This is a genomic window from Streptomyces sp. NPDC029152 (genome assembly GCF_055564355.1).
The window spans coordinates 257,331-269,834 of record NZ_JBVHWR010000011.1; the positions used below are offsets into that span (position 1 = coordinate 257,331).

General features: G+C 66.1%; 8 protein-coding genes. 4 read left to right on the forward strand and 4 right to left on the reverse strand.

The features are described 5' to 3' along the window. Positions 1-304: 304 nt before the first annotated feature. From ACZ4V6_RS24090 to ACZ4V6_RS24105, 4 genes are read right to left on the reverse strand one after another with little or no spacing between them, the layout of a single operon-like run. The gene (locus ACZ4V6_RS24090) at positions 305-679 is read right to left on the reverse strand and encodes a pyrophosphohydrolase domain-containing protein (protein ID WP_467830860.1); all 375 of its coding nucleotides are present in this window, start codon (positions 677-679) and stop codon (positions 305-307) included. After that, positions 666-1,583 (reverse strand): phospholipase D family protein, encoded by a 918-nt coding sequence (locus ACZ4V6_RS24095; RefSeq protein WP_192342141.1) that lies wholly within the window; start codon positions 1,581-1,583, stop codon positions 666-668. Before ACZ4V6_RS24095 ends, ACZ4V6_RS24090 begins: the two co-directional genes overlap by 14 nt. Continuing rightward, positions 1,580-3,481 (reverse strand): ATP-binding protein, encoded by a 1,902-nt coding sequence (locus tag ACZ4V6_RS24100; protein WP_312870971.1) that lies wholly within the window; start codon positions 3,479-3,481, stop codon positions 1,580-1,582. The genes ACZ4V6_RS24095 and ACZ4V6_RS24100 overlap by 4 nt, the downstream gene beginning before the upstream one ends. Further along, positions 3,478-5,037, reverse strand: a complete 1,560-nt coding sequence (locus tag ACZ4V6_RS24105) for a DEAD/DEAH box helicase (protein ID WP_467830863.1) — start codon at positions 5,035-5,037, stop codon at positions 3,478-3,480. The genes ACZ4V6_RS24100 and ACZ4V6_RS24105 overlap by 4 nt, the downstream gene beginning before the upstream one ends. Before the next feature lie 463 nt (positions 5,038-5,500). Between ACZ4V6_RS24105 and ACZ4V6_RS24110 the strand changes: the two genes are divergently transcribed. Genes ACZ4V6_RS24110 through ACZ4V6_RS24125 form a run of 4 tightly spaced genes read left to right on the forward strand, consistent with a single transcriptional unit; the run spans position 5,501 to position 12,274 of the window. Continuing rightward, positions 5,501-6,667: a cysteine desulfurase family protein gene (locus ACZ4V6_RS24110; protein ID WP_467830865.1), complete on the forward strand. Its 1,167-nt coding sequence runs from the start codon at positions 5,501-5,503 to the stop codon at positions 6,665-6,667. Between the two features lie 56 nt (positions 6,668-6,723). Next, on the forward strand, positions 6,724-7,830 hold the full coding sequence (locus tag ACZ4V6_RS24115) for a DUF4007 family protein (protein ID WP_467830868.1): 1,107 nt from the start codon (positions 6,724-6,726) through the stop codon (positions 7,828-7,830). Between the two features lie 2 nt (positions 7,831-7,832). Next, entirely contained in the window at positions 7,833-11,441 is a 3,609-nt protein-coding gene (locus ACZ4V6_RS24120; protein WP_467830940.1) for an ATP-binding protein, read from the forward strand. Positions 11,442-11,446: 5 nt separating this feature from the next. Continuing rightward, positions 11,447-12,274: a phosphoadenosine phosphosulfate reductase domain-containing protein gene (locus tag ACZ4V6_RS24125; protein WP_467830943.1), complete on the forward strand. Its 828-nt coding sequence runs from the start codon at positions 11,447-11,449 to the stop codon at positions 12,272-12,274. Positions 12,275-12,504 lie beyond the last annotated feature (230 nt).

Sequence of the window (12,504 nt, forward strand, 5' to 3'; positions counted from 1 at the left end):
GCCGACGAACAGTGTGGTGACAGCGCCGCCGCCGGCCACGATGGCGACCGACGCCCCACGCCGGAGCCTCATTCGGACACCAGCTGACGGGCTGCGCGGCTCCCCACTGCCGTACTGCGGAAGCACTCCGGACGCTTGCGTCCCTTGCGCATCACGAACCCCCCGGAAATCGGCATCTGCCGCAAGAGCGTCAGGGTAGGTGAAGACGTTCAAGAGTGCTGATTCGGCTGCTTGGTGCTATAACGCCCATCAGGGCAAAGGCCGGAATCTCCCATCCGGGCGGCGCTGTGGTGCACGGAAGGCGTTAGGCATTGCCTGTCCATACGATCCGCTGCTGGAACGCGCCACGATCCAGGGCCTTCTGGACGCGGATCACGTCGAGTTCGGCGGGCGTGAACCCCAGGTGCCGGGCGAGGGCGTGCACCACCTCCAGGACATCGGCGAGCTCTTCCACCTGCGCCGAGACATGCTCGGCGACCAGGAACTCGGCGAGTTCCTCCTGAAGCTTGTCCTGCAGACGCTGCACGTACTCCTCGTCGTCAGCGACGTAGGTCCGAGGCTCCCCGCCATCGCGACGGATGATCTCCGGGATGAGATCGCGAACGAGTTTCCCCTGCACCGCACCAGCGGACAAAGCAGGGGAAGAGCCGCCGTCTCCTCCGGTGTTACGTGAACTCACGGCCCTGTCGAATCTCCCAGGGCCCTGTAGGGACGACACGTACTTCGCCGAAGTACTTGAGCCACTCGCAGATGTTCTCCGCGGCCCGCTGCGCCTGTGCCTCCGTGGTTCCGTCCGCCTCCATCAACTGCTGCTGAAGGTCGGCCATGCTCAGCCGTCCGCTCGTCACCAGCTGCTCGACCTCGGGCATGGCGTGTAGCTCCGCCAGCACGGCCTTGGAGAAGGCAGTCTCACTGAGTCCCTGGGGCAGGTTGAGGTGGGCCAGGTCCCGGACCACCCCAGCGAGGATCTCGCTGACGTAGTCGTGGCGGCTGCCCCTGTAGACTGGGTAGAGGCGATGCGGCGCCCGCGTCTCGGGACGCCAGGAGGGACCGTCTTCTTCCGCCTCTTCCGTGACCACGACGAACTTCGGGCAGTCTTCGTCGCTCTTCAGGACGTCGGCCTGAGCGCGAATCTGGCGCGCAAGTTCGAGCGTCGCCGGCACAGCGGTCGCCTGGATGTCGCGCAGGAGTTGCTGCACCTCGGGGTGCGCTTCGGGTACCTCGACCAGGACCTCCAGGTTCCTCGGCTGCCGACGCCCCGTGGCCTTCGCGGTGAGGTTGGCGGAGCCCACCAGGCACCGGTTGTCAGCGAGGTACAGCTTCGCGTGGAGATCGTGGCACAGCAGGATGGAGACCCGGCTGTCGGCCGCAGCAAGTTCGGCGATCTCCGGGTCGGACACGCCGGCCGCCACCTCCATCACGGACCAGCGAGTCACGCAGAGGATCTCCGCCTCGGCCGCCGTGACAGCGCCCACGGCGGCCGCGAAGACCTCGCGCTTGATGAACGGCGCCACGAGGACCACGCGGCCGCGAGCGGTCGCGAGCAAGCCCTCGATCTGCCGCCAGACGTGGTCAGACGTCACTCGTCATCCTCGTCGTCGTCATCGTCGTCAGGGAGGTCGGCGGTGAAGAATTCGCTGGCCAGGCGGCCCCAGTCCTGGCGCATCTTCTTCACTCGGTCCTTGGCCTTGGACTCGTCCGGAAGCTCATCCTCGAAGCGCGCCCACGAGAAGAGCAGGAGCTTGAACGCGCTTGCCGCCTGCTCGAGGCGGTGGGCGAGCTCGGCCCGGCTGGCATCCTCAACGTCGCTGTCGAGGACGGCCACGAGCTGGTTGTACACCGGGTGGTCCATGTTGAGCGCGACCTGGAGCAGGCCCGGGATGAACTCGATGTTGAAGAAGGCCGGCGAGTCCGGGTTGCGGCTGGTCAGAAGCCGCACCTTGCGATGCTGCGCCGTCGTCTCCTCGATGATCCGCTTGGCATCGGCTTCCGGGTACCGATGAGTCTCCACGAGGCTCTCGAGTTGGGCCTGCTCGATCTCCTCAGGGGTGGCCTCTTTCTCCAGGGCCTCGGTCCGGCTCGGAGGAACCTCGGTGCGGCGCTTCTTGACCGCCTGGTCCGCTTGGACCTCGGCGGTCTCATGCCGCTTCCTGTTGCTCCGACCGCCACGGGTCTGATCCTGGAGGTCCTTCCGGAGCCGGCCGATCAGCTTCTGGCGGATGTGGTAGACGATGTCGATCAACGGAAGTCGCTGATCCCCTTCTTCCTGGAGCTGTGCACGGAACTCGCCCCAGCTCATGCCGGTCCCCGCAGCTTCCTCCTCCCAGTCGAAGTGAGCCAGGTTGGAGAAGGCGGTGGCCGCCTGCTTGTTGTTGGTGACGCCGAACACCTCGTCGAGCTGGGGCGGAAACTCGATCTCGATGCCCCACCAGCGCTCGACCGGGTCGTAGGTGCTGGTCCAGCCCTTGTCGAGGTCCAGCTCGCGGTTGGCTCTGATCAAGGAGACGCCCAGGTTCCGCGCCGCGTGCTTACCCCAAGGCGTGGAGCCCGGGTTGGCGGTGGGCGAGATGCCGTCCGGCCAGGGCTTGCCGTCGATGTCGGAGCGGCGGGCTTCATCCTTGGCGATCGAGGCCCGGACAATCACCGGGTACTCGTTGCCGTCGATGCCCTTGACCATGAACTCTTCGACACCCACCTGCCCGACGGAGCCGGCGCCGCACGGACGGAACATCGGCGCGGTGTCGAACGGGTAGGGGGTCGACGTGTGCGGCATCAGGTACAGGGGGTCGTTCGGTCGCGCGTCCTTGGCGTCGACCTCTTCCCCTCCGTGGACCGGGACGAGCCTGATCCGGCAGATGCCGTCAGAGATGAACCGCCGGTAGACGCGACCGATCAATTCCTCGGTGTTCCGCAGAGTCGCCGTGGCGCCGAGCCACTGGACACGGTCGAGGTTGGTCCACAGGACGAGCGTGCCCGACTGCCCGAGCCCCTGGCTGAGCTTCTGCCACTCGTCGGGCAGGGGGTAGTGCGACGGAGCCGGAACCTGGGCATGGGTCCCTTCTATCTCCTCGATGTCCAGGTAGGTGTAGAGCGCGTTGTCCGGGCCGTTCTGCCAGGACCACACCTCGACGCGCTTGCACTGGGACATGCTGGAGTTGGGCAGTCCGACTCCGAAGCGCCCTATTCCCTTGCGGTCCTGTCGGGTACCGACGCCGAACCGGAGGGACCGGCGCAAGGTCTCGCGGTCCATCCCCCTGCCGTTGTCCATCACGGCGATCTTCTCGACGTGGTACCGAGCGCGCTCGGTGCGGCGCTCGGACGCCTCCACCGCAAAAAGCTCGACGATGTCGGCGCCCGCCTCGATGCCGTTGTCGATCAGCTCGGCGATGGCGTGGGCAGTGGACTTGTAACCGCTGTCGCGCATCGCCTTGATCGTCATGTCGGAGCTGACGATCGGGTAGGAGTCCTCGATGTCGATCATCTGTTGCTCCATACGTCCTCCCAGTTCGTGAATGCCTGCGCTACGTCCCCGAATCCTGGGAGATCAGGATCGATGACCGTGATCACGTCACACGTTGAGGTGCCCCCCGCCTTGGGGCCGCGGATGACCCGTCCCACCATCTGGCTGTACAAGACCAACGAGCGGGTGGGCCGAGCGATAACGGCTGCGCTTGCGGCCGGCGCGTCGAAGCCGGTGGTGAGCACGCCGAAGTTGGACAGGACCATCGGCTTGCTCGACGGCCCCTTGAACCGAGCGATGACCTTGTCCCGGTGCCGGGGCGACGACTCGGCCGTCACCTGCTCGGCGTCGATCCCGAGGGCAGACAGGGTCGCGACCAGGAGGCGGCTGTGCTCGACGGAGGCTGCGAACAGGATGATCCGCCGGTGTTCCTCCGCCAGGTCGAGGATGGTGCGCACCACCTGAAGGTTCCACTGCTCGTTGGCCGCGAGTGCTTCGACCAGGCCCTCGGGTAGATCGAAGGTGGCGGCGACTGCGCGCCGGTCCGCAGCGCTCAGCTCCATGCCTGAGGAGGCCGCGACCGTCCGGAAGCCGGGGCGAGCCAGGTAACCCTGTTCGATCAAGGCAGTGACCGGATTGTCATAGCCGTCGATCTCGAGCATCACCTTCTGCCGCGCGAAGAACTCCGACAGCTTCTCGTCCGCCGAGATGTCGGCCCAGGTGCGACCGGGCGTCGCCGTCAGCCCGAGTAGGCTCGCGTCACGCCGCAGAGTGAGCGCCTCCACCACTCGGCTGTAGGTGGGAGCGATGGCTTGGTGAGCCTCGTCAAAGACCGTAAGCGTGGTGTGCAGCGCGAGCCGGTCGTAGAACGACGGATCGGCCTTGGCAGCAGCGACCGCCTTGTCCACGCTGAGAACAACGAGGCCGTCCGTGACGCCCTCCAGGTCAGCGGGAGTCTCGCCCCACATGCGCACCACGCTGACGTCGCGGTTACCCAGAGCGCCCCAGGCGCGCTCGAACTCGCCGGCGGCCTGCTCAAGAAGCTCACGCCCTCGGGCAAGCCACACCACCACAGTCGGTTCGTGTGCCCGGAGGTGGTCGCAGATGATGTTCATCCCGGTACGGGTCTTACCGACGCCGGTGGGCAGGTGCAGCACCGCACGGCGTTCGCCGGAATAGAGCAACTTGTGTACTCGGCTCGCGGCGCGGCGCTGATGCGGGAAGAGGCCGTAGGCCGGTGTGGCGGAGGATCGCGGAGAAACGCGAGTCTCTGATGCACGCTCAACTACCAACCCCAGAAAGCCGAACAGCGTCCGCTTCTGTTCGGCCGACCACTCGACCTTGGAGAGGAAGGCGTCCTCGCTGGCAGAGTCGTCCCAGCCGAGTCGCTGGGCGAGCTCCCGCCGCTTGGGGGCAGGCACCAGAGCAAGGAAAGCGCTCCGGTCCTCCGGATCCGCCATGACCGCTTCGGCCGACACGGCACTCGCCGCGACCTTGCGCAACAGTGCCTCGTCGGCCGCTCCACCGCTGAGCAGGTCGAGCAGCGAGCAGGCGCTGTCGCCGAGCAGATGCCGCACATATGTGAGGGGCGCCTGCTCAAGCACCTCTTGAAACGGGTAGCCGGGTGATGAGGCCGCGCTCACGCCCTGCCTCGCGGTCGCCGCACACCCAACATCACCTGTGGAGTCTTCATCGACACCTGTACGCCCCCCCGGGCTACTTGCGTAATGACACAACTACTCATCGCCACAGGGTCGGGATCAGTCGATCTCGCGGCGAGTGGTTCAGCGTAACCTCCACCGCCGACAGCAGAGGCGTGCCTGCGACGGAATGCCGCGGTTCGGGGATCACGTTGCAGCTAGCGGCTGCTTAGTCGAGGCGCGAACGGCTTCCGGTGCCCCCACCCGACCCTCCGTTACTGCGGACTGTCATAGGTGGCGGATAGCATCCCGGTACACTCCTGGTGGAAGAAGAGAGTCCGCCGAAAATCTCCACCAGGACCGGTCCAAGATCATTACAGCGAGGGGGGGAGTGGCGCGCATGCGTACGGAGGGCGAGGTCGTCTACCTCGACTACAACGCCACGGCGCCCATGCGGCCCGAGGCGCTCGAGGCCACTGTCTCGGCGATGCAAACCGTCGGGAACGCCTCAAGCATGCACCATCTCGGGCGAGATGCCGCAACTCGCGTAGATCATGCCCGGCGTCAGGTGGCTGATCTGCTAAACTGCTCTCCGGGTGAGCTGATCTTCACGTCAGGGGCCACCGAAGCCAACAACCTTGCCCTGCACGCTGCCTACGCGCGTGGAGGGTACTTGATGACGTCTGCCGTCGAACACCCGGCCGTCCTGGAAGCTGCCCGGTCGCTCACGGCGGAGCAGCCGGATGCCCTCGTGGTTCTCCCCGTGGATTCCGATGGGGCACTCGATCTGGAGCTGCTGTCGTTCACGCTTGCGGAGCGTGATGTCGCCCTCGTTTCGATCATGCTTGCCAACAATGAGACCGGCGTCCTGGTCGACCTCCGCCCGGTTGTCGAGGCGGCCCACGCGGCCGGTGCCCTGGTCCACACGGACGCCACGCAGTATGTGGGCAGGCTCCCGCTGGACCTGAGCGAGCTCGACGTTGATCTGCTCTCTCTGTCGGCGCACAAATTCGGAGGCCCACAGGGAGTCGGAGCGTTGTTCGTTCGCCGCGGTGCCGCCCTGCCATACAGGCCGCTCCTGGTGGGTGGAGGCCACGAGCGTGGCTGGCGCGCCGGCACGTTGAACGTCGCGGGCATCGTCGGCCTCGGGGCGGCGGCTGAAGCAGCGGGCAAGCGGCTGGAACATGAGGCTGTTCGCATCGGCGAGCTGCGTGACCGGCTAGAGGGACTGCTCCTGGCGAAGGTCGATGACTGTCACATCAACGGTCGCCGCCTGGCGCGGCTTCCCGGAGTCACGAGCGTTACGTTCCCCGGAGTGCCAGCAGATGCGGTACTGGCCGCGATGCCGCACGTGGCTGCATCTGATGGCAGTGCTTGCTCCTCCGGAGCGCCTAGCCCGAGCCACGTGCTTCTCGCGATGGGCCGCAGCAGGGAGGACGCCGACTCGACGATCCGGCTCTCACTCGGCTACGCCACAACAGAGCAGGACATCGAACGAGCCGCCGAGGCTGCGGTGGTCGGAGTGCAGCACGTTCGCACGGTCCTGGCCGCCACGGACGCCCCCTGAGCGGCGTTGCCTTTATAGACCTTTTGACCGCATATCTAGGGAAGGGCGCAACCCCGATGCCAGACAGTCGGCTTGCTGAAGCCGTCGAGCTTTCCTTTGGGCGCCATGAGACCTTTGCCCCGCGCTTCGGCTGGCTCCATAAGGCTTACATGCAGGTAAAGGACCACAGTGACATCTTCCTTCGTGATGACGCCCCCGTGGTGCTCGGCGTCGGCAAGAACATGGTCTACGCCATGCGGTACTGGTCGCGCGCGTTCAAACTCACCAAGGAACACGACCACGAGGACCCCAAGCAGCGGGCGCAGCTTGCCGCTCCCACGTGGCGGGCACGCTGGCTCCTCGACGAGGACGGGGCGGACCCCTACCTCGAGGACACCGGAAGCCTGTGGCTGCTCCATTGGTGGCTGCTCTCCGCCGACTCACCGGCTGCCAAGTGCTGGGCGCCGAGTTGGTACGTGACATTCAACCTGGCCCCGCGGTCCCGGGTGACCGCGGCCGAGCTGACCCGGGTGATCACTCGTCACGTCCACGAGGCATTCCCAGAGAAGGACTGGCCGGCGGCTGAATCGATCAGCCGGGATGTTGACTGCTTGATCAAGATGTATGCCTCTGATCAGGAGCTCAACCCTCTATCGCCGGGCAGCTTCGAGGACCTGCTGATGTCTCCGTTCCGCGAGCTCGGTCTGCTGGAGGGCCAGGGGAAGGGCAGGGAGCGCACATGGCGCTTCACCAACGGCGCACGGTCGAACCTCCCCGCCGCCGTCCTCGCGTACGCGTGCCTGGACTACGCGGCACGATTCCACTCAAGCGCCGGCTCCATCTCCGTCGCCCGCCTCGCCGAGGAGGAAGGGGCACCGGGCCGAGCCTTCCGAATGCGCGAGCCGGAGATCACCAAGGCGATCGAATCGATCGTCAGCGACCACCCGCGTCTCCAGCTGGTCGAAGCTCTCGGGCAGCGTAGCCTCCGCTTCGAAGATGCGCCGCAGGATCTGGCCTGGGACATCTTGGACGAGCACTATGACCACGTCCGGAGGCGGGACCGCTTCCCAACGCCGGAGGACTGGGAGGAGCGCTACCCCGGGCTCCGCCGTGCCGGCGTGAAGCGTCCACGCAAGCAGGGGCAGCGGACGGAAGAGCAGGACCTGATCGAGGGGATGGCGTGATCATGGCAGCCCAGTCCACCCAGCCGGCTAGCCTGGTGGCCGCTCCCCCTCAGGTTCCTGTCGGCATCTCGCTCGTCGGTTCCCAGATGCGTTCCACCAATTTGGAGCGTGATGTTCAGCTGCAGGACCTCGGAGAGCCATACGTCGGGGTGCGAGCCCTGGACATCCTCGATCGCGTAACCAATGCCATCGAGGATCTTCGACGTCCCCGTGCATGGTCGTTCACTGGTCCGTACGGCTCCGGTAAGTCGACCCTCTCGAACCTTTTCGACGCGCTCCTCGGTGACGACCAGGCACGGCGAGATGCAGCCCACAGGGCTGTCACCGCAACCAGCGAGGGGCAGGCGAACAGGCTTGCGCGAGTGCGTGACGAACTCGCCGAGAAGGGCTTCCTCGGAGCGGTCGCCACGGCGCAGCGAGAGCCTCTGGCCGTCACGCTTCACCGAGCACTGGAGACCGCGGCCACTCGGCGATGGGGGAAGCGGCGCCCGAAGGACGTCGCCGCGGCTCTGGCCGCCTGCGCCGAAGGGGAGCTGCCCACTCCGCAGAACCTGATCGAAGCGACCACCGTTCTGTGCAGCAAGGACCCCGTCCTGCTGATCATCGACGAGTTCGGCAAGACGCTGGAGTACCTGGCCGCTCAGGGCGACTCCGGCAGTGCTGCGAACGATGTCTACTTGCTCCAGATGCTGGCCGAGAAGGGCGCGGGCCGTACCGGCCTCCAGCTCTTCATGTTCACCCTGCAGCACCTGTCGTTCACGGACTACGCCGCCCGCTCGAGCGCGATCCAGACCCAGGAATGGGCCAAGATCCAGGGGCGCTTCGAGGACATCACCTTTGCACCGAATCTCGGCGACTCGGTTCACCTGATGTGTCGGCGCCTGGACCACTCCAAAGTCAGCGCCCAAGGACACGCGCTCATCAGGGCTCAAGCTGATGCCGCTGACGCCTTCTGGCGTGACAACGCGCTGCTCTCGGTTGTGGACATCTCAGCGCGGAGGTTCGCCCTCCTGTACCCGCTGCATCCGTTGACCGCAGTGGCTGCTCCGCTTCTGGCCTCGCAGATCGGGCAGAACGACCGGAGCCTCACGGGCTTCCTGTCGAGCGACGAGCCGAACACCGTCCGCCGAACGCTGGAGACTGCAGCGTCGGAGGCCCCCGAGCGGGCCACGACCATCCGGGTGCCCCAGCTCTACGACTACTTCTTCGCGTCGGGACGCACCACCATCCTGGCGTCCTCGAACGCCAGTCGCTGGCTGGAGGTGGACTCCCGGATCAATGAGGCTCATGGGCTGCCGACCGAGGACCAGGAAGTCCTCAAGGCGATCGGCATCCTGAACCTCATCGACACTGACGGGCTGCTGAGGGCAACCCCCTCGATGATCCACTTCGCGCTGAACGACCCGGTGCAGGTCACCGACCCTGTGTCGTTTGCCGCGCTGCAGGAGCGGCTTGAGAGGTTGGTAGAGGACGGCTTCGTCGTCCACCGTGTCTATAGCAACGAATACCGCGTCTGGCAGGGAACCGACGTCGACATCGACAACCGGGTCCGGGAAGTCGCTGCCCGTATCGATCCGACCGATGTCGTGCAGTACTTCAGCCAGCACCTGGGGAGCGTGCTGCCGTCGGCAGTCGTCGCCGGCGGACACAGCCAGCGCACTGGCATGCTCCGCTACTTCACCACGGCGGTAAGCCACAAGGGCGGCAAGGTCAGTGGTCCGGACGTCATTCAGGACGCAGCGGACGGCATGGTCCTGTTCCACCTCGGACCCATCGAGGACCGGCCCATGGTGGATTCACCCTTGCCGGTGCTGATCGGTACGACGAAGGACCCGGACGCGGTGCTGCGCGCCGGCATCGACCTGGTTGCGCTCGAAGAACTTCTCGACGATGACACCATCGACCACGTCGCCAAGCGCGAGATCGAGGAGCGAGCCTCCGAACTCGCCCAGAACATGGGCTTCCTGCTGGACACGGCCTTCCACCCGCTGGCCTCCCAGTCGACGTGGTCTCTGTGGCACAAGGGCACGAATGTCCCCGACCAGGACAGTGAGCCGATCGAGGCGCGCAGCTACGCGAACCTGGCCTCCCAGGCGTGTGACCGCGTCTACAAGCACACGCCGCACATCCGAAACGAGATGCTCGGTCGTCACCAGCTCACCAGCAACGGAGCCCGTGCCCGTCGGGAGCTGCTGACCGCGACGCTTCAGCAGTCGGGTCTCCCTCTCCTCGGCTTCGACAAGACGAAGTACACGCCCGAGCGGGCGATGTACCACGGTGTCCTGGAGTACCTCGGGCTTCACCAGGCGGCGGGGGAGGTCAAGGCCGGCACAGAGGGAGGAAGCCTCCTCACCCACGGCCTGAGCCGCCCGAACGCTGAGAAGAACGAGAGCGTCCTCGCTGTCTGGGAAGCAGTGGACGAAGCCCTCACCCACGCCAAGCAGCCCACCCCAGTCGTGGACATCTACCGGCATCTGATGGCGCCGCCCTACGGCGTGAAGGCCGGCGTCGTGCCGATCCTGCTCGTCACGGCACTGATCCTCCGCTCGCAGGACGTCGCCCTCTTCGAGGACGGAAACTACTGCCAGCGACTCACGCCAGAGATCATCGAGCGACTCAACGTCCCGTACCCGGACCGGTTCACCGTCAAGGCGTCGCCGTCCGGTCGAGGCCAGCGTCGGCTTGTCGTTGACCAGCTCGCCAAGTCCCTCAACGCGGACACCCCCAAGTCCCGAACGGCACGTAACCCAGCCCTTCTCTCGGTGACGCGGGCGATCCTCGAGCGGATCATGGTCATGGACCCGTACGGCCGTCAGACCCGCCGACTCAGCCCCGAAGCGGTCGCCATCCGCGCGGTGCTCTCGGCGGCGACGGATCCTGACGAGCTGGTCTTCATCTCGCTGCCCCAGTCCCTTGGCATGGATCCGATCGGCCCGAGCATGCCCAGGGATGAGGGCGCCGCCCGGGCCTACGTCGATCGCCTCACGACGGCGCTCGATGAGCTCTCCGGGGCCAGAGCGACCCTGCGGCGCGAAGTCGTCGGTGTCCTCGCCCGGGAGTTCAGGCTCCCCGCCGACCTGACGGAGTTGCGTACGGGCCTGACCGAGCGCCTCAGTGGGTTCGCCAGCGCACCTCTGGAGCTCAGCCTGCAGGGTTTCGTCTCCCGGGTCCTCAACAAGAGCCTGCCGGACGAGGACTGGCTGGACCCTCTCATCATCCGCCTGACGAACAAGGCTCTGGGCGACTGGAACGACAGGGACGTCGAAGCGTTCCCGCGGCAGGTCCGCGAAGTCGCCCGAGCTCTTGACCGCGTGAGCCACCTCTACGAGGTCCAGGAGGCTCCGACCACCGGCGAGGGCAAGGCCGCCAAGCCGCGCCAGATCGACACCCATCTGCTGACGCTTACCACACCCAGTGGCACCGAGGAGCGCACGCTAATCCACGTGCCTCGACAGTCGCGCCAGACTGCTGACGAGCTTGTTGTCAGTGTCATCAAGCAAGCTGAAGATGCACTGGGCCCCGACGGAGCACGCATCCTGCTCGCCGCACTGGCCGAGCACCTTGCCGCGAAGGACTCCGCCGAGCAGCCCCACACTAAGGAGACGCCGTGACCAGCATGAACACCCCGGAAGGGAAGAAGCGCCACGTCCTCGGCCTGTCCGGGGGCAAGGACTCCTCCGCTCTCGCGATCTACATGCGTGACCGCGTCCCGGACATGGAGTACTTCTTCTGCGACACCGGCGCCGAGCTGCCGGAGACCTACGAATACCTCAACCGCCTCGAAGCTGCGGTCGGCAAGCCGATCGTCCGCCTCAACGCGAGCCGGGACTTCGACCACTGGCTGGAGGTCTACCAAGGCACCCTGCCCAGCCCCCAAATGCGCTGGTGCACGAAGAACCTGAAGATCAGGCCGCTCGAAGAGTGGGTGGGCGACGACGAGGTCATCTCGTACGTCGCGATCCGTGCTGACGAGAACCGTCTCGGCTACGTCAGCACCAAGCCGAACATCGAGGCCGTCTTCCCCTTCCGGGAGGACGGCATCGACCGGGCCGGGGTGGACCGCATCCTCGACGAGGCCGGCATCGGCCTCCCGGCCTACTACGAGTGGCGCACGCGCTCCGGCTGCTACTTCTGCTTCTTCCAGCGCAAGCACGAGTGGGTCGGCCTCAAGGACCGGCACCCAGAGCTCTTCGAGAAGGCCATAGCGTACGAGGAGAAGGTCAACTACCGGCGCACGGCCATGCAGGAGCGCCAGTACACCTGGTCTCAGGGAGAGTCGCTCCACGAGCTCATAGAACGCCGCGACGAGATCGAGGCCAAGCACCAGGCCGCCCTGGAGCGCGCCGCCAAGCGCACGAAGCCGAACCGGCCGCTTCTGGAGATCCTCTCCGACGCCCTCGACGAGGACGACGACTCGGCAGCCTGCGCGGTCTGCCACCTGTGAGTCGCCTGCGGTTGCCCCCTACCGAACCTTGGTTGGGGGCAACTTGCATGACGGCCCTGGCGACCGCGGACTCTGACGACTGTGGCAGATGACCGCTCGTCAGGATCCGGGCGTTCTCCGTGAGTCAGAGGGCACTGTGGGGCCCGGCTGTCACACCCCCGTACTACAGTGACGGACGGCTGGCATGTTATGACGGACCAACAGACGCCGCCACACGTTTGTACGACCTT